Here is a 24,872-nt window from a genome sequence, read left to right on the forward strand (position 1 = left end):
CCCAGTCATAAGAAAAGCCGCATTCTCCGATCATTCGTCAGCAGGAACAAGACTGAATATCAATCGGGCAGCTTGGTCTTGTGACCCGCGCGCAGCAAACCGCCAAGACCGTGCTCTTCCAGGTAGCGGGCAAACAGGCCACGGAGCACGTGGGGATTGTCGTGCTTGAGGCCATCGGCCATCAGCGCCTTCAGCTCGCCGAGATCGGATTGACGCAACACGTACTTGATGCGGGAAATGTTGTGGGTGTTCATGCTGAAACGGCGATAGCCCATGGCCAGCAACAGCAGCACGCCGACCGGATCCCCGGCCAGCTCGCCGCAGACCGAGACCGGCTTCTGGTAGCGATGGGAGGCATCGACCAGCAGTTGCAGGGCGCGGATCACCGCGGGGTGGAAGGCGTCATAGATACTGGCGACCCGGGCGTTGTTGCGATCCACCGCCAGCAGATACTGGGTCAGGTCATTGCTGCCCACCGACCAGAAGTCGATGAGGGGGGCCATCTCCGGCAGGATGTAGAGGGCGGAGGGCACCTCTATCATCACCCCCAGGCTGGGGTAGCGGATCACCGCATCGCGGCTCGCCGCCTCTTCCGACACTTCACGCCAGGCCTGATCCAGCAGCCGGCGGGAGGCCTTGATTTCACTGACGCTGCTGATCATCGGCAGCATGATGGCCAGATTGTCCAGCCCTTCGCTGGCGCGCAGCATGGCCTTGAGCTGCACCAGGAACAACTCGGGGTGATCCAGGGTGAGCCGGATCCCCCGCCAGCCAAGGAAGGGATTTTCCTCCACGATGGGGAAATAGGGCAATTGCTTGTCCCCCCCCACATCCAGGGTGCGCATGCAGACGGGGCGATCCCGATAGGTCTCCAGGATCCCACGATAGCGCGCCGTCTGCTCCCATTCGGAGGGGAAGCTGTCCTGCAGCATGAAGGGGATCTCGGTGCGATAGAGTCCGACCCCATCCGCCAGATGGTTGAGGGATATCTCGGTGTCGGCGCTGAGGCCGGCGTTGAGCAGCAGGGAGACAGGGGTGCCGTCTGCGGTCTCCGAGGGTTGATTGTCGACGCTGCGCACCAGGGTATCGAGCGCCCGCTCCTCATTGAGCAGTTGCCGGTACTCGGTCAGGATCACCTGATTGGGCTCGATGAAGAGATCGCCGCTGTAGCCGTCGACCACCAGAGTGCGCCCGCCTATATCGCCGAGCGGCAGATCCACCCCCATGATGGCCGCTACCCCCATGGCACGGGCCAGGATGGCGGCATGGGAGTTGGTCCCGCCCTTGAGGGAGACCACACCGCTCAGAAACTCCCGCGGGATCTCGGCGAGTATGGTGGCGGTCACCTCGTCGGCGACCAGCACCACCGGCTCTCCTATGGTGAGCTGCTCGGGTTCGTCCTGCACCAGCCGGCTGATGAGCCGCTGGGCGATGTCTTTCACATCGGTTGAGCGCTCCCGCAGATAGGGATCCTTCATCCCCTTGAACTGATCGATCAGCCGATCGCTGATGATCTTGACCGCGGAGATGGCGGTCCAGTGCTCCTTGCTGACCTTGTTGCGGATCGGCTTGATGTAGCCGGGATCGTTCAGCAGGTGCAGATAGATGTCGAAGATGGCGACCGAGTCCTGGCTGTAGCTCTCGCGAAAGCGCAGCGCCAGGCTCTCCAGATCGTGGCGCACCTCTTCCACCGCAAGCTCCAGCCGAGCCAGCTGCTTGCCGTGCTCCTCATCCTTGCGCGGGGTGATGCTGTTGAGCGCCTTGCGCGGACGCCACACCCAGGCCTTGGCGATGGCGATGCCGCTGGCACCGGCGATGCCACGCAGCGGCTTGCTCCAGTCGGTCTTCTGCAACCAGCCCTTGGCCTGGGCCTGGGCGATGCGGGCCGCCAGTTGCGCCGCCAGGGTGACCATGAAGGACTCTTCCCCTTCATCGAACAGCCGGCTCTCTTTCTGCTGCACCACCAGAATGCCGACCACCTGGCGCTGGTGCATGATGGGGGCGCCGAGGAAGGAGCGAAACGCCTCTTCTGCGACATCGGGCAGAAACTTGAAACTCGGATGAGAAGGGGCATCGGCCAGGTTGATCAGCTCTTCCCGCTGACCCACCAGACCGACTATGCCCTGCTCGAACGGCAGGGTGGCCTTGCCCACCGCCGACTCGGCCAGCCCATCGGTCGCCGCCAGTCGATAGCGGCGCATATCGGGCTCGGCGACATAAACGGAGCAGCAGTCCACCATCATGGCGAGTCGGGTCTGGCTCACCAATGCTTGCAAGGCCTGTTCGAGGGTGTTGGCCTCGGCCATGCTCTCGACGATGCGTCTGAGTTCCGTCAGCAACTAATTGTGCTCCTTAGCGCGAGCGGTTGCGCCGCCCATCCTTTCGATTAACCTGCACCACCGGCACCGGCATGGCCAGCGGGGCAAACTCCTTCATCACCCGGCGGTAAACTTCCCGCTTGAAGGAGACGACCTGACGAACCGGGTACCAGAAGCTGACCCAACGCCAATCATCAAATTCCGGGTGACCATGACAGCCGAACTGGATCCTGGACTCTTTGCCAGGCTCGAGCTGCAACAAAAACCATTTCTGCTTCTGGCCAATACAGACCGGTGAACTGTCCCAGCGAACGAGTCGTTTGGGTAAGCGGTACTTCAGCCAGTTGCGACTGGTCGCCAGTATGGTCACATCGTCGGGCTTGAGGCCTATCTCCTCATACAACTCACGATACATGGCCTGTTCCGGCGATTCACCATCATCAACCCCCCCCTGCGGAAACTGCCAGGAGTGCTGCCCATAGCGCTTAGCCCACAATACTTGCCCGTCACGGTTACAGATCACGATGCCGACATTGGGACGAAATCCGTCGCCATCTATCACGTGATCACCTTATAAAGGCTGAATCTATAAAGAGATTGTTCCACATTCACCCCGTGGCGGCAAACAGGGACTGTCATCTTCCACTCATGAATAACTTGGCATTTCAAGCAAAGTTATAAACAAACCTGAAGGACAAGCTCCGCAAGTTGCCCACCCAGACTGTGCATAAGCCTGTGATCAAGCGGGTATATACAGTAGTTTTATACTACGACTTCAAATCATGCCGTATCATACCCGATTCATATAAAAACAAAATATTCATTTAAATACATATAGTTAATATTTAAAGACTGGATCAAGATCCATGTCTTTTGCGCCCGAGGATCCTGGCTGTCAATTGTGAACAAGTTCGACTGCTCAAAGATCCACCAAGGCTAGTTTATCCACAAGGATGGCGCATTATCTGCACCGATATGGCGAGAAAAATCGGTGTGCTCTCACATTTATTTCTGATGCCAGGCCCTGTATCACCACTTTATGTCAGTTATCCAAGATTTCTGTGGATAACTATGTGCAACAGCCAGGCCAAACCCTTGGACAACTCGTTGCAACCGGGATCCTCCCGTTCTCCAGGCTGGAGAAAAAAGTCAAACTCCTTTAAAATCATTGCCATAGATGATAATTCACAATCTTGCCCCCCCTGTGCATAGTCGGGCAAGGATCGGTTACAAAAACAGCGATCCTCTGTCAGGATCACACTTGTCCACCCCCCTTCTCGTCAACAGGAGCCCCTCATGCCCGCCAACCCACAGTCAGAGCAGGAATTGCTGGCGCGCGCCTACGCCATGGCCGGCTTCACCCTGGCCCAGCTCGCTGCGACGGCCGGCATCCCGGTGCCACGGGATCTCAGACGGGACAAGGGGTGGATCGGTCAGTTGATCGAGTGGCAGCTGGGCGCCAGCGCGGGCAGCCGGCCGGAGCAGGACTTCCCCGATCTCGGCATCGAGCTCAAGACGATCCCGATCGATCCTCAGGGCAAACCACTGGAAACCACCTTCGTCTGCGTCGCTCCCCTCATCGGGATCAGTGGCCAGCGCTGGGAGGAGTCCAATGTGCGCAACAAGCTGTCGCGGGTACTCTGGATCCCGGTGGAGGGCAGCCGCACCATCCCCGTCGGTGAACGCCGGGTAGGCATGCCCTTGCTGTGGAGCCCGAGCGAAGAAGAAGACAGGTTGCTGCGTCAGGATTGGGAGGAGCTGATGGACATGATAGTGCTGGGGGAAGTGGAGCAGATCAGCGCCCGCCACGGCCAGGTATTGCAGCTGCGCCCCAAGGCGGCCAACAGCAAGGCGCTGACCCGCGCCATCGGCCGCAATGGCCAACCCATCATGACGCTACCACGGGGCTTCTACCTCAAGATCGAGTTCACCCATCAACTCCTGCAGCGCCATTTTGCCCTCCCCCTTTGATCCTGTTTATCAACATCCTTGTCATAAAGTGATATAAAAATAACCAGCGCTACTTTCTTCGCAGCCAGTGACAAGGAGTCCATATGCCGATCAACAAGCAATTCCTCAAATCCCGTCCCGAGGTCAAGGTGACCTTTGCCGTCGAAAAGGAGGCCGCCGGTGATGCCGAGCAGGTCTTGCTGCTGGGTGAATTCAGCCAGTGGCAGCCCATTGAACTGAAGAGGATGAAAAACGGGGAGTTCAAGGCGACACTCAACCTGCCGACCGATGGCCCCAGCCATTTCGAGTATTGCTATCAGCTAGTGCAACCCGATGGTGAAACCCTTTATGACAACGACTGGGAGGCGGACGACTACGTGCCTGGCCCCTTCGGGCGTGACAACTCTGTGGTGCGGGTCAGCCAGCCCGGTTGAGCCAATACCCCGCACACGGATACAAAAAAGGCTCGCCATTGGCGAGCCTTTTCACTACCTGTCGAGCTTTTCGCCGACATACCGACACCAATTCGAATCGAATTAGTTGAGCTTCTCTTTGATACGAGCAGCTTTGCCGGACAGGTTGCGCAGGTAGTACAGTTTGGCGCGGCGAACATCACCACGACGCTTCAGTTCTACACTGTGGATCAGCGGAGAGTGAGTCTGGAATACACGCTCAACACCTTCGCCGTTGGAGATCTTGCGAACGGTGAAAGCAGAGTGCAGACCGCGGTTACGCTTGGCAATCACGATGCCTTCGAAAGCCTGCAGACGCTCTTTACCACCTTCTTTAACACGAACTTGAACACGTACGGTGTCGCCCTGGGCAAAAGCCGGGATGTCGGTACGTAGTTGCTCTTGTTCAAGCTGCTGAATAATCTTGCTCATTGTCTTTCCTTACCTAGGATAAACTGAAAACTCTACTTAACGCTGTCACGCACTTCGCGGACATACTCGGCAAGAAGTGATTCTTGCTCGTCAGTCAGAGCTAGGTTGTTAATAAGTTCCGGCCTTCTCTGCCAGGTTCGTCCGAGCGATTGCTTGAGTCGCCAGCGCCGAATCACTTCGTGATTGCCGCTTGTCAGCGCCTCGGGCACCGTCAGCCCATCCAACACCTCCGGCCGAGTATAGTGGGGATGATCCAGCAGCCCATCCGTGAAGGAGTCCTGCTCGGCACTGGCCTGATCACCCAAGACCCCCGGGACCAGACGCGAAACCGCATCGATCAGGGTCATGGCAGGCAACTCGCCACCACTTAACACGTAATCCCCGATAGACCACTCTTCGTCGACTTCGGTTTGTATCACGCGCTCATCGATACCTTCGTATCGACCGGCGACCAGAATCAGTTTCTGATTCGTCGCCAACTCGGTCACGCCCGCTTGAGTCAGCTTGCGTCCCTGAGGAGAGAGATAGATGACTTTCGCCCCGTCTCCCGCCGCTTGCTTGGCTGCATGAATGGCATCACGCAGCGGCTGAACCATCATCAACATGCCGGGCCCACCACCATAAGGACGATCATCGACCGTACGGTGTTTGTCGTGGGTGAAGTCCCGAGGGTTCCAGCACTCAATCTGCAGCAGGCCACTCTTGACGGCCCGACCCGTTACCCCGTGCTCGGTAATGGCTCGGAACATTTCCGGGAAGAGGCTAATGACCCCAATCCACATAAGAAACCTCCGGCACCCGTGTTAGCGCGGGAAACTAGAAACCAGGATCCCAATCAACTTCGATTGTTCGAGCAGTCAGATCAATATTCTTGATCACCTGCTCTTCCAGGAACGGTATCAACCGCTCCTTTGCACCAAAGGCATCTTTTACATTGGCCTCAACCACCAACACATCGTTGGAGCCGGTTTCCATCAATTCGGTCACCTTGCCCAGGTCGTATCCCTTGGTGGTTACCACGGTGCAACCAATGAGGTCACGCCAGTAGAACTCACCTTCAGGCAACGCAGGCAACAGATCGGCGGCTACGCCAATCTCGACATTGGTCAATGCCAGGGCATCCTCGCGCACATCGATACCATCGAGCTTGCAGATCAGACCCTTGTTGTGACGCTTCCAGGCCGAAACCTGAATCTCACGCCATACCCCGTTCTGATTGATCAGCCAGGGGTTGTAATCGAAAATCGCTTCGGCAACATCGGTGAAGGAGTTCACTTTAAGCCAGCCCTTGATGCCGTAAACGGTACCCAGGGTGCCCAGAACTATAGGTTTTTCCACCTTAACTCCTTACCGCTTGGCTGATTAAGCAGCTTTTTTAGCGTCTTTGATCAGCTTGGCAACACGGTCAGAAACAGTGGCACCAGTAGCAACCCAATGCTCGATACGAGCCAGGTCCAGGTTCAGCTTTTCAGCGTTACCAGCAGCAACCGGGTTGAAGAAACCAACGCGCTCGATGAAGCGACCGTCACGGGCGCAACGGCTGTCAGAAACTACTACCTGGTAGAACGGACGCTTTTTCGCGCCACCACGTTGTAAACGAATGGTTACCATATCGTCCTCATGAACATCTAATGAACAAGGCCTGCAAATACGCAGACCCTAGCTTAAAATAAGCCGCGTAATTCTACTTGGATTCGTAATAATTGCAACCAAGCCTGCTATTTTTTGCGCAGGAGTTGGCATGAAAAAGGCTCACCGAAGTGAGCCTTTTTGCCTGACAAGCAGGAAAATCAGAACGGACCGCGCCCGCCACCACCGAATCCGGGTGGCAGCATGTTCTTCATCTGGCCCATCATCTTGCGCATGCCACCCTTGCCGGACATCTTCTTCATCATGCGCTGCATCTCGGTGAACTGCTTGAGCAGCTTGTTCACGTCCTGCACCTGCATGCCGGAACCCGCGGCGATGCGACGCTTGCGGGAGCCCTTGATGAGATCGGGATGAGCACGCTCCTTGGGCGTCATGGAGCTGATGATGGCCTCCATCCGCACTGTGATCTTGTCATCCATCTGATCTTTCACGTTATCCGGCAGACCGGACATGCCGGGCAACTTGTCGAGCATGCCCATCATGCCGCCCATGTTGCGCATCTGGGCCAGCTGCTCGCGGAAATCTTCCAGATCGAAGCCCTTGCCGCTCTTGACCTTGTTGGCCAGCTTGGCGGCTTTTTCCTTGTCGACGTTGCGTTCCACCTCTTCGATGAGCGACAGCACGTCCCCCATGCCGAGGATGCGGGATGCGAGTCGATCCGGGTGGAAGGGCTCAAGGGCATCGGTCTTCTCGCCCATACCGATGAACTTGACCGGCTTGCCGGTGATGTGGCGCACCGACAGGGCGGCACCGCCGCGGGCGTCGCCGTCCGCCTTGGTGAGGATGACGCCGGTGAGCGGCAGCGCTTCGTTGAACGCCTTGGCGGTATTGGCAGCATCCTGACCTGTCATGGCATCCACCACGAACAGGGTCTCGACCGGCTTGATGGTGGCGTGGAGATCCTGGATCTCCGCCATCATCTCGGTGTCCACGTGCAGACGACCGGCGGTATCGACGATCACCACGTCATAGAATTTCTTGCGCGCCTGATCGATGGCGGCGGTGGCGATCGCCACCGGCTTCTGGGTCACATCGCTTGGGAAGAAATCGACCGAGATGTCATTGGCCAGGGTCTCGAGCTGCTTGATCGCCGCCGGGCGGTAGACGTCGGCACTGACCACCAGCACCTTCTTCTTGTGGCGCTCCTTGAGCAGCTTGGCGAGCTTGCCCACAGTCGTGGTCTTACCGGCACCCTGCAGGCCCGCCATCAGGATGATGGCCGGCGGCTGTGCGGCCAGATTGAGCTGCTCGTTCGCCTCTCCCATGACGGAGACCAGCTCGCCATGCACTATCTTGATGAAGGCCTGGCCCGGGCTCAGGGACTTGGCCACTTCCTGGCCGACTGCACGCTCTTTCACGCGGGCAACGAAGTCACGCACCACCGGCAGGGCCACGTCCGCCTCGAGCAGCGCCATGCGTACTTCACGCAAGGTATCCTTGATGTTCTCTTCGGTCAGTCGGCCACGGCCACTGACATTGCGCAGGGTGCGCGAGAGTCGTTCAGTCAAATTCTCAAACATGACGCATTCCGATTCTTGGCGTAACTAGTGGGGCATTATACCCCAGTCAGCACTGTGGGGACGATTACTCACCGCTTGAGGCGGTGACCCGCCATCGAATGAGCGGGTGTAACAAATGGAGGGCATTATACCCCAGTCAACGCCGGAGGACGATTATTCGCCGCACGGGGCTGTCAGCTGCTACTTATATATGGGCAGTTAGCCCCTGGCACAACTGGCGAGCATATCTTGTGCAAGGTATACTGCCCCTCTTATCCATAAAAGCTTGTTCGACAACGACCTGGTTATGATCGTGATCTCTGTTCTGGCCCTGGCGTTTTACCTGCTGGCCATCATCGCCTCTCTGCACCTGCTGCTCAGCGCCAAGCCCGTCGGGCAGGTGTCGCTGTTTGCCTGTGTCGGCCTGGCCCTGACTGCACATGGTGTGGCGGTGGGAAGCGAGGTGCTGGCCACCCATTCCGGCCAGAATCTCAGCATGTTGAACGTCGCCTCCCTGGTCAGCCTCATCATCAGCGGCTTCATGACCTGCGTTACCCGCCGTTTCAACGGCTGGATCCTGCTGCCCGTGGTCTACAGTTTCTCGGCCTTGCTGCTCGCCGCCAGCGCCCTGATTCCGGGCCGCTACATCACTCATCTGGAAGCGCACCCCCAACTGCTGCTGCACATCGGGCTCGCCTTGATGGCCTATTCGGTACTGATGATCGCCTGCCTGTTTGCGCTGCAGCTTGCCTGTCTGGATCGGCAGCTGAAGTCCAGAAAGATAAGCCATCTGCCCGCCATGCCGCCCCTGATGACGGTGGAGAAGCGTCTGTTCCAGCTCATCTCCGCGGGCCTGTTGCTGCTGACCCTCTCCATCGCCTCGGGTCTGTTCTTCCTGGAAGACATGTTTGCCCAGGGCAAATCCCACAAGGCCATCCTCTCGATCCTGGCCTGGTGCGTCTACGCCTTGCTGCTGTGGGGTCACCACACCCGTGGCTGGCGTGGTCGCAAGGTCATCATGCTGAGCCTCATCGGCAGCGTCATCCTGACCCTGGCTTACTTTGGCAGCCGCTTCGTCAAGGAAGTCTTGCTGAGCTGACGGTTCAGCACCCCAAAAACCACCCCAACAGGAGCCCTTCTTGGACAGTATCTCAACGAGCACATTACTGATTGTTCTCGTTATTTTGATTGTGTTGTCAGCCTTCTTCTCCAGTTCCGAAACCGGTCTGATGTCCCTCAACCGCTACAAGCTGCGGCATCTGGCCCAAACCAAACACAAGGCAGCCCGTCGGGTCGAAAAGCTGCTGGCCCGACCGGATCGCCTGCTTGGCCTCATCCTCATCGGCAACAACCTGGTCAACATTCTGGCCTCCGCCATCGCCACCATCGTCTGCATCCGGCTGTTTGGGGATCTCGGCGTCGCCATCGCCACCTTCGGCCTCACCCTGGTGGTGCTGGTGTTCGGGGAAGTCACCCCCAAGACACTGGCGGCCATGTTTCCCGAGCGCATCGCCTATCCCGCCTCCTGGGTCCTCAAGGGGCTGATGGTGCCCTTCGCCCCGCTGGTCTGGCTCATCAACAGCATCACCAACCTCTTGCTCAAGCTGCTGCGCCTCGAACATCGCAAGGATGACTCCCTCAACACCGAAGAGCTGCGCACCATAGTCAACGAGGCGGGCAGCCTCATCCCCCAGCGCCATCAGGAGATGCTGATCAGCATTCTGGATCTGGACAAGATGACGGTGGAAAACATCATGGTGCCGCGCAGCGAGATCTCTGCCATCGACATCAATGACGACTGGAAGAGCATACTGCGCCAGCTGGCCCACTGCGCCCACACCAAGATCCTGCTCTATCGCGACAATATTGACGACGTTGTCGGATTTTTACACTCTCGTGACGCCCTCAGGCTCGTCGCCAGGGACCAGTTCAGCAAGTCCAGCCTGCTGCGGGAAGTCGATCCCATCTACTTCATTCCACAAGGCACGCCGCTCAACGTGCAGCTGGCCAAGTTCCAGCGCAACAAGGAGAGGATCGGGCTGATTGTCGACGAGTATGGCGATATTCAGGGGCTGATCACCCTGGATGACATCCTGGAAGAGATAGTGGGCGACTTCACCACCTCCATGGCCCCGGCGCCGAGCGACGAGATCCACCCCCAGCCGGACGGATCCTTCCTGGTGGAAGGCTCCGCCAGCATCCGCGAGCTGAACAAGGAGATGCACTGGCACCTGCCCATCGACGGCCCGCGCACCCTCAACGGGGTGATTCTGGAGTACCTGGAGGAGATCCCCCAGCCCAACATCAGTGTCAGGCTGGCGGGTTACCCCATCGAAATCCTCGAAGTGGAAAACAACATGGTGAAGATGGCGAGGATCATGCCACACCTCTACCGTAACGAGTCAGGTTACGAGGATTGAAAAAAGGCTGCCGATGGCAGCCTTTTTTGTCTCACTCGCTCTCGTCATCCGGCTCCAGCACCAGGGTCGGGATCAACTCGCCAAACACCTGCTGCAGCTCGTCGCGGTTGGCCAGCAAGTCTTGCAGCGTATAGCCGTCCATCACCGCCAGGAAGGCGTTCATCGCCTCCTTCAGTGCACTCTTGAGCAGGCAGACAGAGACAATATGGCAGACGGGGGAACCGCAGTCGATCCCATCCAGATTGCCTTCCAGCGCCCGGATCACCTGGCCTATGTTCACGCTCTCAGGGGAACAGGCCATGCGGATCCCGCCATTCTTGCCACGCTGGGACTGCAGATAACCCAGCTTCACCAGCTGGTTCACCACCTTCACCATGTGATTGCGAGAGACGTCATACAAGGCAGACACCTTGGCCACGCTCGACAATTCCCCCTCCGGCAACGTGGCCAGATAGAGCAGGGCTCTCAATCCAAAATCGGTATAGCTTGTTAGTCTCATAGTGCCTGTGGCGCATAGCGCAAAGAATTGATGATTGATCCAGATCAATTAAACATTTAGGATGCAACTTATTAAGTGACATTCCAGATGTTCAATTAGAAAGGACCTCCTATGTTAGACCAAGCCACCATCGCCGTCATCAAGAGCACCATTCCTTTGCTCGAATCGGCGGGGCCTGCCCTTACCCAGCACTTCTACCAGCGCATGTTCAGCCACAACCCCGAGTTGAAGGATGTGTTCAACCTGGCTCATCAGCGCAGTGGCGGCCAACCCCTGGCCCTGTTCAGCGCAGTGGCGGCCTACGCCAGGAATATAGACAACCTGGGGGCCCTGGCCGGTGCCGTGGAACGCATCGCCCACAAGCACACGGGTTTCCTGATCCAGCCGGAACAATATCACATTGTGGGTAGTCATCTCTTGGCCACGCTCAAAGAAATGGGTGGCAGCGCGGTGACTGACGAGGTATTGGAGGCCTGGGGCAAGGCTTATGGGGTGCTGGCCGATATCTTTATCGGCCGGGAGGGCGAGCTCTACCGGGAGAAGGCGAGCGAGATCGGCGGCTGGCAAGGTGCTCGCGCTTTCCTCATCAAGGAGAAGCGCCAGGAGAGCGAGCTTGTCACCTCCTTCGTGCTGGCCCCCGTCGACGGCAAGCCCGTACTGCGCTTCAAGCCGGGGCAATATATCAGCATCAGGCTCAATCACCCGACACTGGAGCATCAGGAGATCCGCCAATACTCCCTCTCCGATGCCCCTAATGGCCGCGACTACCGCATCAGCGTCAAGCGCGAGCCCCAGGGCCAGGCCTCCAACCTGCTGCATGACCAGCTTCACATCGGTGACGAGGTGGCGCTGATGCCACCGGCGGGGGACTTCTTCCTGCAGACCGAGACGGCCACCCCAGTGGTACTGATCTCCGCCGGAGTGGGTCTGACCCCCATGCTGAGCATGCTGAACCAGTTGCTGGCTGAACAAGCGGGGACTGAAATCCGCTGGCTGCACGCTTGCGAGCATGGCGCCCAGCATGCCTTCAAGGAAGAGATCCAGATAAAGAGCAGCCAGCACGCCAGCTTGCAGAGCCGGGTCTGGTATAGGACACCTGCCGAACAGGACGTGCAGGGGCAAGATTACGACTTCAGCGGCACCCTGGCGCTGGAACAGGTCACTGACCTCATCCCGGCCAACGCTCACTACTACTTCTGCGGCCCCCTGGGCTTTATGAAGGCTGTGAAAGATCAGCTGAGCAGTTTGGGCGTCCCCGCAGACAGAATGCATTACGAGGTGTTCGGCCCCCATCAGGATCTCTGATCCCGCCTCCTGACAGGGAAAATGAACAAGGCCCACGAACGCAGGTTCGCGGGCCTTGTTGTATCGAGTGGCCTGGCTTGCCGGACTTAGTGCATCGCCTTGGCGCGGGCGATGGCATTGGCGGGCATGCGATTACCGAGTCGGCTCAGCAGGCTAGCCGCCTTCTGGTGGGTCGCCTTGTCGCCGATGACGGCGCCGTGCAGCCAGTGGTAGGCCTCCTCGTAATCCAGCGGACTGCCCATACCCTGCAACAGCATCTCGACCCACTCTATCTGGGCCCGCTGGAAACCCAGGCTGGCAGCCTCCCGCATCAGGGTCTCGGCCCGTACCAGGTCCTTCTGGACCAGGATGCCTTTCCAGTAGTAGCGCCCCAGCTGCTCCAGTGCGGGAGCCAGGCCCTGATTGGCCGCCTCCCACATGTATTGCACGCCTACCTGGGCATCCGGCTTGGTGCAGACGCCCCAGGCCAGCATGTCCCCCCACAGGAACTGATAGGCCGGGATCTTCATCACAGAGGCGCGTGCCTCTATGTCCTGGGTCAGCTGGCACCTGTCCTGCTTCACCCGGGTCAGATGACGTCCCTGCTCTATCCAGTTGAGCAGCTCGTCCTGCCGATAGAGCGGCACAGCCTGCAGCTCTCCCTTGGCCAGGGATCCAGGATTCACCGCCCTGGGCAGCGGAGCAGCCGCCGGGGTTGATGCCACTGGAGCGGGTGCATCAACGCTCGACAGCACAGGGGTCGGAGCAGCGGCAGCCGTAGGCAACGCTGCCGACGCCACCGGCGCTGGGGCAACGGCAGCTGACGGTACAGGTGCGATGGCCGGTAGAGTCGCTGATGCAACCTGTGCTGATGACGGGGCGGTCGATGGCAAAGCCGCCGAGGGGGTCGGGACTGTGGTGGCCGCCACCGACTGGGTTTGTGTGGCCGCCGAGATCGGCTCGGCCCCCTGCAAGGGGAGGCTGCACAAACCGACGAGGCCGATGAGGGTACTGGGTTTCATCATAGGGATCTCCTGCTGCCCTCTTTATCGGCAGCCGGGTCCATCTCCTTAGTCCGCCATGGCAAACCCCGGAAATGACAAAGGGGAGCCTGGGCTCCCCTCATGATCGACGCTGCGGCTTACTTGACGAAGTCGACACCCAGCTGGATATCGGCCTTCAGGGTAGCCAGCATGCTGTCCATGGACTCTTGCTCGAAGGCGCTCAGCTTGCCGTAGTCCAGCACGCTCTCGACACCGTTCTTGCCCAGCAGTACCGGCTGCGCGAAGAAGGTGGCGTGCTCGCCATTGCCTTCCACATAGGCGCACTCGATGACGTTGGCTTCGCCCTGCAGACCCTTGATGAGGGACAGGCCGAAGCGGCAGGCCGCCTGACCCATGGAGAGAGTGGCAGAACCGCCACCGGCCTTGGCTTCCACCACTTCGGTACCGGCATTCTGGATGCGCTTGGTCATGGCAGCCGCTTCTTCTGCGGTGAAGCTGGCCCCTTCGATCTGGGACAGCAGCGGCAGAATGGTCACGCCACTGTGGCCACCGATCACGTTGACGCGGATCTTGTCGATGTTCAGGCCCTTGGCCTCGGCCACGAAGGTCTCGCCACGGATGACGTCCAGGGTGGTCACGCCGAACAGGCGGCGCTTGTCATAGACACCGGCCTTCTTCAACACTTCGGCGGCGATGGCGACCGTGGTGTTGACCGGGTTGGTGATGATGCCGATCAGTGCCTTGGGGCAGGTAACGGCACACTTCTCCACCAGGTTCTTGACGATACCGGCGTTGATGTTGAACAGATCGGAACGATCCATGCCGGGCTTGCGCGCCACGCCGGCAGAGATCAGCACGACATCGGCGCCGACCAGAGCAGGGCTCGGATCTTCACCGCAGAAACCTTTTACTTTCACGTCAGTCGGGATATGGCTCAGGTCCGCCGCCACGCCCGGAGTGACCGGGGCAATATCATACAGGCTCAATTCGGAACCGGCAGGCAGGCGATTTTTCAACAGCAGAGCAAGGGCTTGGCCGATGCCACCGGCGGCACCCAGAACGGCAACTTTCATGATCAACTCCATGTCTAAGCGTAGGTTTAAGGTTGTTTCTAGTTGGGTTAACGCTGTTTCTTATTGTGCGCCTCACCTTAAAGGATCCCCTGCTAAAAAACAATCTGATAACAGTTGTAATCACGGGTTCTGTGAGCCAGGGAACAAGCGGCGACGAAAGCGGAGAGGAATATGCGATAAATGAGAGGAAAGACACAGATTTCCTGTGTCTCCCTCACCATTAAGAGGTAAATACGACTGCTTCAGGACTGGAATGCCAGTGCTCGCTTCTCGCACCAGCGGAAACCAATTGTTAACAATCCATTCATGGTCAGGTAGAGGCCCCCGGCCACGGTGAACACCGCCAGGGTGTCATAGGTCTGGGCGTTGAGACGCTGGGCCAGCCCCATGATGTCCATGATGGTGATGGTGCTGGCGAGGGAACTGCCCTTGAGCACCAGGATCACCTCGTTGGAGTAGGCGGGCACCAGCCGACGGGCGGCGTGACGCGCCTTCATCCACAGGGTCTGGCCGGCCGAGAAACCGAGCGCCCGGCAGGCTTCCACCTCGCCGGCGGGGATGGCATCGAGCGCCCCCTTGAACAGCCGGGTGGAATAAGCCGCGGTGTTGAAGCCCAGCGCCAGCACGGCGCAGAACCAGGGCTGCTTGAGCAGCGGCCAGAGCGGGCCGGCCTTGAGCCACTCGAACTGACCGGGGCCGTAGTAGATGAGGAAGATCTGGATGAGCAGGGGCGTGCCGGTGAAGATCAGCACCCACAGCTGCACCAGCTGGGTCGCCACCGGAATGCGGCGCTCCAGCACCCAGGTCATGCCAGCCGCCAGCAGCACGCCGAGCAACAGGCTGAAGGCGGTGAGCTGCAGGGTGATGGCCAGCCCCCCCAGCAGGGTCATCAGGTAATCCTGCATGATCAGCCTCCGTAACGGCGGGTATAGCGGGACGCCTGCTTCAAGCCAAATTCACTCACCAGGCTGATAGCCAGGTAGATGAGGGCCGCAGCGGCATACCAGGTGAAGGGTTCATAGGTGCTGGCCGAAGCCATCTGAGCCTGGCGCATCATCTCGTTCACCCCGATGAGGGAGACCAGGGCCGTGTCTTTCAGCAACACCAGCCACTGGTTACCGAGCCCCGGCAAGGCGTGACGCCAGGCCTGGGGCAGCACGATGCGAAAGAAGATGTGGCTCTTGCCAAGGCCCAGCGCCAACGCCGCCAGCCGTTGCCCGGCGGGCACCGCATTAAGGGCGGCCCGCAGAGTCTGGGTGGCGTAACTGGCGAACAGCAGGGAGAGCGCCAGCACGCCGCAGGCGAAGGGGCTGAACTCCACATACTCGCCGGTAATGAGGAAGAGCACCTGGGTCGAGCCGAAGTAGATGAACAGCACCACCAGCAGCTCGGGCAAACCACGAATGAGCGTGGTCAGCGTAGCCACAGGCCACACCAGCCAACTGCGCTTGCTGAGCTCGGCGGCGCTGAACCCCAGCGCCAATGCCATGCCCCCGACCAGTGATGCCAAGGCCAGCCCCAGGGTCATCCAGGCTGCATCCAACAACAGGCTCAGCATGGCTTACTGCGCGAAGTACTTGTCATAGATCTTCTGATAGGTGCCGTTGGCCTTGATCTCGGCCAGCCCCTTGTTCAGCTGGGTCAGCAGCTCCTGGTTACCCTTGGCCACGGCGATGCCAAAGCCGGTACCGAAGTACTTGGCGTCGGTCACCGGTGTACCGATGACACCGTACTCCTTGTGCTGCTTGAGCCAGTCGGCGGCAACGGCGGTGTCGGCGAAGACGCCGTCGGTGCGACCGTTCATCATGTCGAGGAAGGCGCTCTGGTAGCTGGCGTAGGGCACGGTCAGCAGACCCTTGCTCACCCAGTTGTCCACCAGGTAGGACTGATGGGAGGTGCCGTTTTGCACGCCGACTGTCTTGTCCACCAGCTCTTCAGGCCCCTTGAAGGCGCCCTTCTTGGCCACGAAGACCGCGGAGTTCTCGTAATAGATGTCGGAGAAGTCGACCTGGGCTGCCCGCTCCGGGGTTACGTCCATGGCGGCAATGACGGCGTCATAGCGACGGAACTTGAGGCTGGGGATCAGGCTGTCGAAGGCCTGGTTGTGGAAGCTGCACTCCAGCTTGGCCTGCTCGCAGACGGCGCGGGCCAGATCGATGTCAAAGCCCTGGAACTCGTTCTTGTCATCCAGGTATTCGAACGGCGCATAAGTGGCCTCGGTGGCGAACTTGATCTCCTTGGCCAGCACCGAGGTGCTCAGCAGACCCATGGCAGCAACCAGCAACAGACTCTTTTTCATGACAGCTTCCTTATCGATTCAGTATCAATGCATCAAGAATTCGGCAAACCGGCTGGTTTGCGGAGATTGGAAGATGGCGGCGGTGCCGGATTCGATGATCCGCCCCTTCTCCAGATAAATCACCTGACTGGCCACCTTGCGGGCGAACTCCACCTCGTGGGTCACCACCACCTGGGTGATGCCGGTCTGGCTCAGGGTGCGGATGATCTCCGCCACCTCTTTGGTTATTTCAGGGTCGAGCGCTGCGGTGGGCTCGTCAAACAGCAGCACCTGGGGGTCCATCATCAGGGTTCTGGCGATGGCCACCCGCTGCTGCTGGCCGCCGGAGAGGCGCGCCGGCCAGGCATCCCGCTTGTCGGCCAGCTGCAACTGGGCCAACAGGTAGGCGCCCTTCTCGATGGCGGCCGCCTTGCTCATGCCGAGCAGTTTTACGGGCGCCTCGATGAGATTCTCCATCACGGTGAGATGGGGCCACAGATTGTACTGCTGGAACACCATGCCCACCTTGCGGCGCAAGGCCTGGGCCTGGCGGTTGAATTCGGCGGCGGAAAGGTTGGACGGGAAAGAAAATTCACTGTCGGCTATGCGCAGCACACCCGCATCCGGGGTGTCCAGCAGGTTCATCATCCGCAACAGCGAACTCTTGCCCGCACCGCTCGGGCCCAGCAATACCAAGGTCTCGCCGGGTGCAGTCCGGAAGCTGACCTGTTGCAGTACCGGCACCTTGTGCCAGGATTTTTCGATGCCGATTAATTCGATACCCATACAGCCCAATTGAATAAGTTTTCAAAATTTCGTCCTGATTCTAGCGCCAGCATAAGTTGATGCAAGCTATATTTGAATCAATATGCAGAACAAGCGCCGCTTCCTTGCCAAAACAGGCATATGAATGCAAAATAGCAGCGCTGTTCGTATCTGCCGCCTGAGCGTGACAGGCGGTCACCTCCCTCATTCGTGAGTCCAAGATGAAACATAACGACAAGCAAGAAAAACTGGCCAAGGCCTTTAAAGCCTTGCTGAAAGAGGAGCGATTTGGCTCCCAGGCAGAGATAGTCACTGCCCTGCAAGAGATGGGCTTTGAGAACATCAACCAGTCCAAGGTCTCGCGCATGCTGAGCCGCTTCGGCGCCGTCCGCACCCGCAATGCCAAGATGGAGATGGTCTACTGCCTGCCGGTGGAACTGGGTGTGCCCACCACCTCCAGCCCGCTCAAGAACCTGGTACTGGATGTCGACCACAACGGCGCCCTGGTGGTGATCCACACCAGCCCGGGTGCGGCCCAGCTCATCGCCCGCCTGCTCGACTCCCTCGGCAAGGCCGAAGGTATCCTCGGCACCATAGCCGGTGATGACACCATCTTCATCACCCCGACCAGCGACACCGACATCGAAGAGCTCTACCTCTCCGCCCTCGAGCTGTTCGAACAGACCCCCTGATCCGGTCGCGCTCGCGCCACCTGAACGAAAAATCCCGGCCAAGGCCGGGATTGTTGTTTCTGCGCGATTGGCAAGCAGTTACTTGCCTTGGGCGACCAGAAAATCGATGGAGGGGGCGAAGAAGGCCGCCCCTGTCACGGCCCTGGTGAAGCGCAGCAGGTGATCGAAGTGGCTCCCCTCCCCCTTGTACATGCTGGCCAGCATGGCATTGAAGTGCTGCGGGGTGCGGCAGCAGGAGATGAAGTAGAGACCCTGCTCGCGCATGGTGCCCCAGGGCATGCTCTGGCGCAGTATCTCCATGGACTCCCCCTTCGGGGTCTTGAGGTTGACCCGCTTGATGTGGGAGGTCAGCGGCTTGTCGGCCGATTCATACTCGATGTTGTCGGCCTTGGTGCGGCCAATGATGTCCTCCTGCTCCTTCAGGGCCAGCTTCTCCCAGTCGCTCATGGCATGCACCCAGCGCTGGACATGGACATAGGATCCACCGGCAAACTCGCCCCCCTCCAGCAGCGCCACCTCGGCCCTGTGCTCATCCTGGGGGTTCTCGGTGCCGTCGACGAAACCGGTCAGATCCCGGCAATCCAGGTTGCGGAAACCACGCACCTCTTCGGCCAGCTCCACCAGCCCGGCCAGCAGCGCCATCACACGCTGTCCGGCATGATGCAGCACGTCGACCCGATCGGCGCGCAGTTGCACGAACAGATCAAACGGGGTATTCGGTGCTTCCTGGCCGTTGGCAGACTGCGCCATGAAGCCACGGAACTGGGGCGGACGGGCGACAGGGTAGATGGCATCCCAGCCCTCGGCGCCGACGGCAACCAGACCGCTGAAACCGGCGTCGGGGAAATCGGCGCTCACCGCATCCCACAGAACCGGCAGCCTGGCCAGACGGGCTGCCAGCTCGACACCGTCACCGGTGCGATTGAACATCAGATAGAGGGCATGCAGATTCGGCTCTGCGCAGATCCCGGCTTGGGCTTTCATTTCTCTCTCCAAAGGCATTGGCTATGGGCGTGGCGCGATTATAAACCGGAACGGAGTCAATTCCTTGATTTCACATCACTATCAGGACATCTGTTCGAACAGCACCAGGGCATGGGGGGCCACGGTGACCCGCGCCCTCTCCCCTTCGAGAGGCTCCCCTATGCTGGCCTCCAGCATCTGGCCGGCACACTCCACCAGCACCCGGCAGTGATGACCGAGGAACTGCTGCTCCCGCACCAGCAAGTCGCCATCGGCGGCGGCCGCCAATGCCAGCTGCTGGGGCCTGAGCATCAGCTGCAGCCGCTCTCCCCGGGCGCGACCGTGCGGCTCATGGCCACAGATGACCCCGAGCGCCGTCTGCACGCAGTGGCTGTCCACCACCTCGGCCGCCAGATAGTTGACCCCGCCGAGAAATTCCGCCACGAAGCGGTTCTGCGGCTGGCGATAGAGTTGTTCCGGTTCCCCTACCTGCTCGATATGGCCGGCCCGGAACAGCGCCAGCCGGTCGGCGAAGGCGAACGCCTCCTCCTTGCTGTGACTGACGAAGATGGCGCCTATCCCCTGGCGCTTGAGCAGGGTGCGGATCTCGAGGATCAGCTTCATCCTCACCTGGGTGTCGATGTTGGAGAAGGGCTCGTCCAGCAGCATCAGTCTGGGCTTGCACACCAGGGCGCGGGCGATGGCGACCCGCTGCTGCTGGCCACCGGATAGCTGATGGGGATAGCGATCCCCCAAGCCCTGCAGGTTGACCAGGGTCAGCGCCTCGTCGATCTGCTGCTGGCGGGCCTCGCGAGGTGCCCGGGTCAGCCCGAAACCAATATTCTCGGCCACCGTCAAATGGGGGAAGAGGGCGTAATCCTGAAAGATCATGCCGATGTGGCGACGCTCAGGCGACACCGTCACGCCGGGCCCGTCCAGCAGGGTATCGCCGAGACGAATGCTGCCTTCCGCCAGTGGCAGCAGGCCGGCGACGGCCTTTAGCAGGGTGGTCTTGCCACAACCGCTCGCCCCCAGCAGGCAGACGATCTCGTTGTCGGCCACCGTCAGGGAGAGCTGCTCCAGCACGTTCTGGCCGTTGTAACGGCAGCTAACCTTCTCTACTTGCAAGCAAGACACGACTCAGTTCCTCTCGTTTCGTGGCATCCCCCGCCGATGGCCGGGGTACGCTCATGTACCCTGGTGACAGGCCTAATGACCCGGGCTGTCCAGACTGCGATTGACCCAGATAAGCGGTACCAGCCCCACCAGCACGATGACGATGGCGCCGAGCGCCCCCCGCTCCAGCATCTCGTCCGAGACGAACTGGTAGACATGGGTCGCCAGGGTCTCGAAGTTGAACGGCCGCAGCAGCAGGGCCGCGGGCAGCTCCTTCATGGATTCGATGAACACCAGCATGGCACCGGCAAAGAGACCTCGTCGCACCAGAGGCAAATGCACCCGGCGCAGCATGCCCCCCGTCCCCTGTCCCAGAGAGCGGGCCGCCATGTCGAGGCTGGGGGAGATCTTGCCCATGCTGCTCTCCACCGAGCCGATGGCGATGGCCACGAAGCGCACCAGGTAGCCGAATACGATGGCGGTGAGGGTGCCGGTCAGCAGCAGGCCTGGTCCCTGCATCCCGAGCCACTCGGCCAGATCGTTGAGACCAAAATCCAGCGCCGTCAGCGGCACCAGCACCCCGATGGCGAGCACTGTGCCCGGCATGGCATAACCGGTGGCGGCGATGCGCAGGGGCAGCAGGCTGCGAGTGCCACCATCGAGACGGCGGAAGAACCCCAGCAGCAGGGCGATGGCCATGGCGAGCAGGGCAGTCAGGGCCGAGATGAGCAGACTGTTGCCAGCGAAACGCACGAATTCCGGCGTCCACGACAGTGCGAAATAGCGCACCCCGTAATCCAGCAGGATGACGAACGGCAGAGCGAAACCGGCCAGCACCAGTCCCCAGCACCAGAGCCCGGCCAGCAGACGGCTGGCCCCCTTGAGGGGATAGCGTAGAGGCTGCTCATGGCCCATGGATTTCTGGAATACCTGCTGGCGCTGGCGGGAGCGGCGCTCCAGGGCGATGAGCAGCACCACGGCCAGCAGCATCAGGCAGGAGAGCCGGGCGGCAGTGGCCAGGCTGCCGTAACCGAGCCAGGTGTCGTAAATGGCCGTCGTCAGAGTGTTGATGGCAAAGAAATGGACGGTGGCGAAGTCGGCCAGGGTCTCCATCGCCACCAGCGACGCTCCGACCATGATGGCAGGACGGGCCAGGGGCAGGCTGAGGCGACGAAAGCTCTGCCAGGGGGTGCAGCCGAGCAATCGGCTGGAGTGAATGAGGCTGACCGACTGTTCCAGGAAGGAGGCGCGCGCCAGCAGATAGACATAGGGGAACAGCACCAGCGCCAGCACCCAGGCGGCACCGCCGAGGGAACGGATGGCCGGGAACCAGTAATCGGTCGGGCTCTGCCAGTCAAACAGGGCTCTCAGCCCCGCCTGCAGCGGGCCCGAGTAGTCGAGCAGGTCGGTATAGACGTAAGCCACTATGTAGGAGGGCATGGCCATGGGCAGCATCAGGGCCCACTGCAGGGCGCGGCGCCCGGGCACCTGGCACATGGCGACCAGCCAGGCGGTGGGCACCCCGAACAGCAGGCTGAGCAGCACCACCCCCAGCACCAACCCTGAGGTGTTGCGAAGGTAATCGAGCAGCACCGTATCGACGAGGTGGCGAAACAGGTCTCCGTCTGCCGAGAGGGCAGAGAAGATGAGGGCAAGCACCGGCAAACCCAGCAGCAGAGCGGTGGCCCAGCTGCCGGCAATCCATCCAAAATTTTTCATGAGACCACAGAGATTGATGGGGCCCTTGGCCCCATCTGATTACAAGTCGAATTTCACTTCATCCAGCAGTTGCAAGGCGTCCTTGCGGTGCTTGGCGTAGTCGCTGACCGGCATGGGGTCAGACTTGAAACTGCCCCAGGACTTGACCATGGCGGAAGGCTCGACCCCGGCCTTGACCGGGTACTCGGCATTCACGTCCGCGTACATGTGCTGGGCGGTGTCGCCAGAGAGAAACTCCATCAGCTTCTGGGCCGCGTCCTTGTTCTTGGCGTACTTGGTCATGGCCACACCGCTCACGTTGACGTGGGCACCGCGATCACCCTGGTTCGGGAAGTTGATGTAGACCGCATCGGCCCAGGATTTCTGTGCCGGGTCTTTCAACATGGCACCCAGGTAGTAGCTGTTGCCCAGAGAGACGTCGCAGATACCATCCTTGATCGCCTTGACCTGATCCCGGTCGTTGCCTTGCGGCTTGCGCGCCAGGTTGGCCTTGACCCCTTCCAGCCAGGTTTTAGCGTCCGCCATGCCGTGATGGGCGATCATGGACGAAACCAGCGCCACATTGTACTCGTGCTTGCCGCTGCGGGTACAAATTTTTCCTTTGAATTCAGGCTTGGCCAGATCTTCGTAACTGATGGTGTCGAGCTTGCCGAGGCGATCCTTGCTGGAGTAGATGGCGCGTACCCGGGTGGTCAGGGCGAACCACTTGTTGTCCGGATCCCGATAGATGGACGGGATGTTCTCCTGCAGCGTCTTGCTGTCCACCGGCTGCACCAGATCCTTCTCCACCAGATCGGTCAGGCGGCTGATGTCGACGGTCAGCATCAGATCCGCCGGGGAGAGCTTGCCTTCGCGCTCCAGACGCTCGTTCAGCCCCTCTTTGGCAAACACCACGTTGACCTTGATACCGGTCTCTTTCTCAAACTGCTGGATGATGGGCTTGATCAGCTCATCCTGCCGAGTGGAGTAGACATTCACTTCCGCAGCGGCAAAGGCCGACTGGGCGATCAGCGAGGAGAACACCAGCGCCAGCATCTTCATTTTCATCATCCATTCCTTGTCTGTGCATAAAGTGATAACTATTTTCGTTTGCATTCTGCATGAATCAGGATGAGAGGATCAAGGTGGTTTACAGAGGTAGGGCCACATATTTAATCGCCGCTAAAACAAAAAGACCGGATGGAATCCCACCCAGTCTCTCCATGACCACGTATTCTCTTTTTCTGCCGGGTCTGCCTGAGTGCTACTCGGGCTTAGCCACCGGCTCCATGGCGCGGGATCACAGTGCCTCGTCGTCGCTCTCGCCGGTACGGATGCGCACTGCCTGCAGCAAGTCATAGACGAAAATCTTGCCGTCCCCTATCTTGCCGGTATAAGCCGCCTTGCAGATGGCCTCGATCACCCCTTCCACGTTCTCGTCGGCGGTGGCGATCTCCAGCTTTACCTTCGGCAGGAAGTCGACCTGGTACTCGGCCCCCCGGTATAATTCGGTATGCCCCTTCTGGCGACCGAAGCCCTTGACCTCGGACACGGTCAGACCCTCGACCCCCAGGTTGGCGATGGCCTCGCGCACATCGTCCAACTTGAAAGGTTTGATAATCGCAGTAATCAGCTTCATCTGGTTGCTCCCAATCCATGGTATGTCATGAAGAGGTCATCAATTCTTGTGCCAAGTATTTTTATTGTTTATTTTCATAAAGATAGCCGTTAACCCTTGAGCCGTTTCGGCTCAGGATCACCAAGGAAGCGCATCTCGCCCCATAATGAGGCACCAAGCTGCACCAGACTCCCTTGATGCACCAAATGAGAGCATCACCCCATGTTAGTCATCTCCAACAGCGTGATCATTCCCTGGCATGAGCTGCAGTTTCAGACCATGCGCGCCCAGGGCGCCGGGGGGCAGCACGTCAACAAGACGGACTCCGCCGTCTGGCTGCGCTTCGATTACCGCGACTCCCCCAGCCTGCCGGACCTCTACAAGGAGGGGTTGGAGAAGCTCAGCGACAGCCGGGTCCACGATGGCTTCATCCAGATCAGGGTCGAGACCCACCGCAGCCAGGACATGAACCGCAAGGAGGCCATGAGCCGCCTGACCGAACTGCTGAAAAAAGCCGCCTGGCGCCCCAAGGCGCGCCACGCCACCAAGCCGACCCGCAGCTCCCAGCGCAAGCGGGTCGACGCCAAGAAGCGCAAAGGCGAGATCAAGTCGGCCCGTGGCAAGCCCGGGATGGAATGAGCCGTTCAGGCCGAGGAAGAGAGACCCATGAGATACAGTTTTTGTGAGAGCGCCCAGGGCCCCCTGCTCGTCGCCATCGACCAGGATGGCCTGCGTTATGTTGAGTTCGTGCGGGGGGAGCAGCCGGTCACCCCCACAGCGGAATGGCAACGGGACGATGTGGCCCTGGCCCCCTACCTCGAGCAGTTCGAGGCCTATTTTGCCGGCCGGCTGCAGCGCTTCACGCTGCCGCTCGCCGCCAGAGGCACCCCCTTCCAGCAGTCGGTGTGGCGCGCCCTGTGCGACATCCCCTACGGCGAGACCGTCAGCTACCTCGAGATAGCCCAGGCCATCGGCAACCCCAAGGCGGTGCGAGCAGTGGGGGCGGCCAACGGCCGCAACCCCCTGAGCATCATAGTGCCCTGCCACCGAGTGATAGGCAGCAGCGGTGCGCTGACGGGGTACGCCGGCGGCATTCCCATCAAACGCTGGTTACTGGCACTGGAACAGCAAACGGTCGACAACTTCACCCTGGCTCCCTGA

The 24,872-nt window shown here is 59.9% G+C and carries 27 protein-coding genes; 8 read left to right on the forward strand and 19 right to left on the reverse strand.

What is annotated here, in order from left to right; translation table 11 throughout:
- Positions 1-59 precede the first annotated feature (59 nt).
- Positions 60-2,339 (reverse strand): phosphoenolpyruvate--protein phosphotransferase, encoded by a 2,280-nt coding sequence (gene ptsP, locus ACB039_RS09310; RefSeq protein WP_041206408.1) that lies wholly within the window; start codon positions 2,337-2,339, stop codon positions 60-62.
- A 13-nt stretch (positions 2,340-2,352) separates the two neighbouring features.
- Positions 2,353-2,880, reverse strand: a complete 528-nt coding sequence (rppH, locus tag ACB039_RS09315; protein ID WP_041206409.1) for an RNA pyrophosphohydrolase — start codon at positions 2,878-2,880, stop codon at positions 2,353-2,355.
- A 734-nt stretch (positions 2,881-3,614) separates the two neighbouring features.
- Between rppH and mutH the strand changes: the two genes are divergently transcribed.
- Both mutH and ACB039_RS09325 read left to right on the forward strand, forming a co-directional pair.
- Positions 3,615-4,289, forward strand: a complete 675-nt coding sequence (gene mutH / locus ACB039_RS09320; RefSeq protein ID WP_371165539.1) for a DNA mismatch repair endonuclease MutH — start codon at positions 3,615-3,617, stop codon at positions 4,287-4,289.
- 83 nt (positions 4,290-4,372) lie between these two features.
- Entirely contained in the window at positions 4,373-4,702 is a 330-nt protein-coding gene (locus ACB039_RS09325; protein ID WP_010673087.1) for an isoamylase early set domain-containing protein, read from the forward strand.
- Positions 4,703-4,804: 102 nt separating this feature from the next.
- Here the strand turns inward: ACB039_RS09325 and rplS are convergent, their stop codons facing one another.
- The 5 genes from rplS to ffh all read right to left on the reverse strand — a co-directional run bounded on the left by rplS (position 4,805) and on the right by ffh (position 8,322).
- Positions 4,805-5,152, reverse strand: coding sequence for a 50S ribosomal protein L19 (rplS, locus tag ACB039_RS09330; protein WP_005313505.1), 348 nt, complete (start codon positions 5,150-5,152; stop codon positions 4,805-4,807).
- A 32-nt stretch (positions 5,153-5,184) separates the two neighbouring features.
- Positions 5,185-5,934, reverse strand: a complete 750-nt coding sequence (trmD, locus tag ACB039_RS09335) for a tRNA (guanosine(37)-N1)-methyltransferase TrmD (RefSeq protein ID WP_010673086.1) — start codon at positions 5,932-5,934, stop codon at positions 5,185-5,187.
- A 34-nt stretch (positions 5,935-5,968) separates the two neighbouring features.
- On the reverse strand, positions 5,969-6,490 hold the full coding sequence (rimM, locus tag ACB039_RS09340; protein ID WP_371165540.1) for a ribosome maturation factor RimM: 522 nt from the start codon (positions 6,488-6,490) through the stop codon (positions 5,969-5,971).
- A 24-nt stretch (positions 6,491-6,514) separates the two neighbouring features.
- Positions 6,515-6,763 carry a 30S ribosomal protein S16 gene (rpsP, locus tag ACB039_RS09345; RefSeq protein ID WP_042649810.1) on the reverse strand — a complete coding sequence of 83 codons (249 nt, stop codon included), beginning with the start codon at positions 6,761-6,763 and terminating at the stop codon, positions 6,515-6,517.
- Between the two features lie 179 nt (positions 6,764-6,942).
- Positions 6,943-8,322 (reverse strand): signal recognition particle protein, encoded by a 1,380-nt coding sequence (gene ffh / locus ACB039_RS09350; RefSeq protein WP_042649809.1) that lies wholly within the window; start codon positions 8,320-8,322, stop codon positions 6,943-6,945.
- 286 nt (positions 8,323-8,608) lie between these two features.
- Between ffh and ACB039_RS09355 the strand changes: the two genes are divergently transcribed.
- On the forward strand, positions 8,609-9,400 hold the full coding sequence (locus tag ACB039_RS09355) for an inner membrane protein YpjD (RefSeq protein ID WP_042649821.1): 792 nt from the start codon (positions 8,609-8,611) through the stop codon (positions 9,398-9,400).
- A 40-nt stretch (positions 9,401-9,440) separates the two neighbouring features.
- Positions 9,441-10,721 carry an HlyC/CorC family transporter gene (locus ACB039_RS09360; RefSeq protein ID WP_041206412.1) on the forward strand — a complete coding sequence of 427 codons (1,281 nt, stop codon included), beginning with the start codon at positions 9,441-9,443 and terminating at the stop codon, positions 10,719-10,721.
- 31 nt (positions 10,722-10,752) lie between these two features.
- Here the strand turns inward: ACB039_RS09360 and ACB039_RS09365 are convergent, their stop codons facing one another.
- Positions 10,753-11,220 carry an Rrf2 family transcriptional regulator gene (locus ACB039_RS09365; RefSeq protein WP_041206413.1) on the reverse strand — a complete coding sequence of 156 codons (468 nt, stop codon included), beginning with the start codon at positions 11,218-11,220 and terminating at the stop codon, positions 10,753-10,755.
- A 111-nt stretch (positions 11,221-11,331) separates the two neighbouring features.
- On the opposite strand from ACB039_RS09365, the gene hmpA reads away from it, so the two are divergent.
- Positions 11,332-12,525, forward strand: a complete 1,194-nt coding sequence (hmpA, locus tag ACB039_RS09370) for an NO-inducible flavohemoprotein (RefSeq protein ID WP_042649808.1) — start codon at positions 11,332-11,334, stop codon at positions 12,523-12,525.
- An 86-nt stretch (positions 12,526-12,611) separates the two neighbouring features.
- On the opposite strand, the gene ACB039_RS09375 is transcribed toward hmpA, so the two are convergent.
- The 6 genes from ACB039_RS09375 to ACB039_RS09400 form a co-directional block, all read right to left on the reverse strand.
- Entirely contained in the window at positions 12,612-13,202 is a 591-nt protein-coding gene (locus ACB039_RS09375; protein WP_139751261.1) for a tetratricopeptide repeat protein, read from the reverse strand.
- Positions 13,203-13,645: 443 nt separating this feature from the next.
- A complete protein-coding gene (mdh, locus tag ACB039_RS09380) occupies positions 13,646-14,581 on the reverse strand; it encodes a malate dehydrogenase (RefSeq protein WP_111912157.1) in 936 nt (311 codons plus the stop codon).
- A 242-nt stretch (positions 14,582-14,823) separates the two neighbouring features.
- Entirely contained in the window at positions 14,824-15,486 is a 663-nt protein-coding gene (gene artM / locus ACB039_RS09385; RefSeq protein WP_289986437.1) for an arginine ABC transporter permease ArtM, read from the reverse strand.
- 2 nt (positions 15,487-15,488) lie between these two features.
- On the reverse strand, positions 15,489-16,139 hold the full coding sequence (gene artQ / locus ACB039_RS09390; protein WP_163135596.1) for an arginine ABC transporter permease ArtQ: 651 nt from the start codon (positions 16,137-16,139) through the stop codon (positions 15,489-15,491).
- A 3-nt stretch (positions 16,140-16,142) separates the two neighbouring features.
- Positions 16,143-16,880 carry a transporter substrate-binding domain-containing protein gene (locus tag ACB039_RS09395; protein ID WP_371165541.1) on the reverse strand — a complete coding sequence of 246 codons (738 nt, stop codon included), beginning with the start codon at positions 16,878-16,880 and terminating at the stop codon, positions 16,143-16,145.
- 24 nt (positions 16,881-16,904) lie between these two features.
- Positions 16,905-17,645 (reverse strand): ATP-binding cassette domain-containing protein, encoded by a 741-nt coding sequence (locus tag ACB039_RS09400; RefSeq protein WP_042649804.1) that lies wholly within the window; start codon positions 17,643-17,645, stop codon positions 16,905-16,907.
- Positions 17,646-17,845: 200 nt separating this feature from the next.
- Between ACB039_RS09400 and argR the strand changes: the two genes are divergently transcribed.
- Positions 17,846-18,316, forward strand: a complete 471-nt coding sequence (gene argR, locus ACB039_RS09405) for a transcriptional regulator ArgR (protein WP_005308670.1) — start codon at positions 17,846-17,848, stop codon at positions 18,314-18,316.
- Between the two features lie 78 nt (positions 18,317-18,394).
- Here argR and ACB039_RS09410 read toward each other — a convergent pair whose 3' ends face one another.
- The 5 genes from ACB039_RS09410 to glnK form a co-directional block, all read right to left on the reverse strand.
- The gene (locus ACB039_RS09410) at positions 18,395-19,300 is read right to left on the reverse strand and encodes a Dyp-type peroxidase (RefSeq protein ID WP_005332333.1); all 906 of its coding nucleotides are present in this window, start codon (positions 19,298-19,300) and stop codon (positions 18,395-18,397) included.
- Between the two features lie 81 nt (positions 19,301-19,381).
- Complete coding sequence (locus ACB039_RS09415; RefSeq protein ID WP_139751234.1) at positions 19,382-20,416, reverse strand: ABC transporter ATP-binding protein; 1,035 nt, start codon at positions 20,414-20,416, stop codon at positions 19,382-19,384.
- Positions 20,417-20,488: 72 nt separating this feature from the next.
- On the reverse strand, positions 20,489-22,114 hold the full coding sequence (locus ACB039_RS09420; RefSeq protein ID WP_171269306.1) for an iron ABC transporter permease: 1,626 nt from the start codon (positions 22,112-22,114) through the stop codon (positions 20,489-20,491).
- A 39-nt stretch (positions 22,115-22,153) separates the two neighbouring features.
- Complete coding sequence (locus ACB039_RS09425) at positions 22,154-23,161, reverse strand: Fe(3+) ABC transporter substrate-binding protein (RefSeq protein ID WP_081805780.1); 1,008 nt, start codon at positions 23,159-23,161, stop codon at positions 22,154-22,156.
- Positions 23,162-23,393: 232 nt separating this feature from the next.
- Entirely contained in the window at positions 23,394-23,732 is a 339-nt protein-coding gene (glnK, locus tag ACB039_RS09430) for a P-II family nitrogen regulator (RefSeq protein WP_005332325.1), read from the reverse strand.
- A 201-nt stretch (positions 23,733-23,933) separates the two neighbouring features.
- Between glnK and arfB the strand changes: the two genes are divergently transcribed.
- Entirely contained in the window at positions 23,934-24,350 is a 417-nt protein-coding gene (gene arfB, locus ACB039_RS09435) for an alternative ribosome rescue aminoacyl-tRNA hydrolase ArfB (protein WP_005332323.1), read from the forward strand.
- 27 nt (positions 24,351-24,377) lie between these two features.
- The gene (locus ACB039_RS09440; RefSeq protein ID WP_171269308.1) at positions 24,378-24,872 is read left to right on the forward strand and encodes a methylated-DNA--[protein]-cysteine S-methyltransferase; all 495 of its coding nucleotides are present in this window, start codon (positions 24,378-24,380) and stop codon (positions 24,870-24,872) included.

Origin of the sequence: Aeromonas sp. S2(2024), assembly GCF_041402505.1 — a bacterium.
GTDB classification, from domain to species: Bacteria; Pseudomonadota; Gammaproteobacteria; order Enterobacterales; family Aeromonadaceae; genus Aeromonas; species Aeromonas media.

What these genes read in the sequence shown, in the direction of transcription:
- arfB (WP_005332323.1), top strand. Translation starts at nt 23,934, where the DNA reads ATGTTAGTCATCTCCAACAGCGTGATCATTCCCTGGCATGAGCTGCAG.
- glnK (WP_005332325.1), bottom strand. Translation starts at nt 23,732, where the DNA reads ATGAAGCTGATTACTGCGATTATCAAACCTTTCAAGTTGGACGATGTG.
- mdh (WP_111912157.1), bottom strand. Translation starts at nt 14,581, where the DNA reads ATGAAAGTTGCCGTTCTGGGTGCCGCCGGTGGCATCGGCCAAGCCCTT.
- ACB039_RS09395 (WP_371165541.1), bottom strand. Translation starts at nt 16,880, where the DNA reads ATGAAAAAGAGTCTGTTGCTGGTTGCTGCCATGGGTCTGCTGAGCACC.
- ffh (WP_042649809.1), bottom strand. Translation starts at nt 8,322, where the DNA reads ATGTTTGAGAATTTGACTGAACGACTCTCGCGCACCCTGCGCAATGTC.
- mutH (WP_371165539.1), top strand. Translation starts at nt 3,615, where the DNA reads ATGCCCGCCAACCCACAGTCAGAGCAGGAATTGCTGGCGCGCGCCTAC.
- rpsP (WP_042649810.1), bottom strand. Translation starts at nt 6,763, where the DNA reads ATGGTAACCATTCGTTTACAACGTGGTGGCGCGAAAAAGCGTCCGTTC.
- ACB039_RS09325 (WP_010673087.1), top strand. Translation starts at nt 4,373, where the DNA reads ATGCCGATCAACAAGCAATTCCTCAAATCCCGTCCCGAGGTCAAGGTG.
- ACB039_RS09365 (WP_041206413.1), bottom strand. Translation starts at nt 11,220, where the DNA reads ATGAGACTAACAAGCTATACCGATTTTGGATTGAGAGCCCTGCTCTAT.
- artM (WP_289986437.1), bottom strand. Translation starts at nt 15,486, where the DNA reads ATGCAGGATTACCTGATGACCCTGCTGGGGGGGCTGGCCATCACCCTG.
- ACB039_RS09420 (WP_171269306.1), bottom strand. Translation starts at nt 22,114, where the DNA reads ATGAAAAATTTTGGATGGATTGCCGGCAGCTGGGCCACCGCTCTGCTG.
- rplS (WP_005313505.1), bottom strand. Translation starts at nt 5,152, where the DNA reads ATGAGCAAGATTATTCAGCAGCTTGAACAAGAGCAACTACGTACCGAC.
- artQ (WP_163135596.1), bottom strand. Translation starts at nt 16,139, where the DNA reads ATGCTGAGCCTGTTGTTGGATGCAGCCTGGATGACCCTGGGGCTGGCC.
- ACB039_RS09425 (WP_081805780.1), bottom strand. Translation starts at nt 23,161, where the DNA reads ATGAAAATGAAGATGCTGGCGCTGGTGTTCTCCTCGCTGATCGCCCAG.
- trmD (WP_010673086.1), bottom strand. Translation starts at nt 5,934, where the DNA reads ATGTGGATTGGGGTCATTAGCCTCTTCCCGGAAATGTTCCGAGCCATT.
- ACB039_RS09410 (WP_005332333.1), bottom strand. Translation starts at nt 19,300, where the DNA reads ATGAAAGCCCAAGCCGGGATCTGCGCAGAGCCGAATCTGCATGCCCTC.
- ACB039_RS09400 (WP_042649804.1), bottom strand. Translation starts at nt 17,645, where the DNA reads ATGGGTATCGAATTAATCGGCATCGAAAAATCCTGGCACAAGGTGCCG.
- ACB039_RS09355 (WP_042649821.1), top strand. Translation starts at nt 8,609, where the DNA reads ATGATCGTGATCTCTGTTCTGGCCCTGGCGTTTTACCTGCTGGCCATC.
- argR (WP_005308670.1), top strand. Translation starts at nt 17,846, where the DNA reads ATGAAACATAACGACAAGCAAGAAAAACTGGCCAAGGCCTTTAAAGCC.
- ACB039_RS09440 (WP_171269308.1), top strand. Translation starts at nt 24,378, where the DNA reads ATGAGATACAGTTTTTGTGAGAGCGCCCAGGGCCCCCTGCTCGTCGCC.
- hmpA (WP_042649808.1), top strand. Translation starts at nt 11,332, where the DNA reads ATGTTAGACCAAGCCACCATCGCCGTCATCAAGAGCACCATTCCTTTG.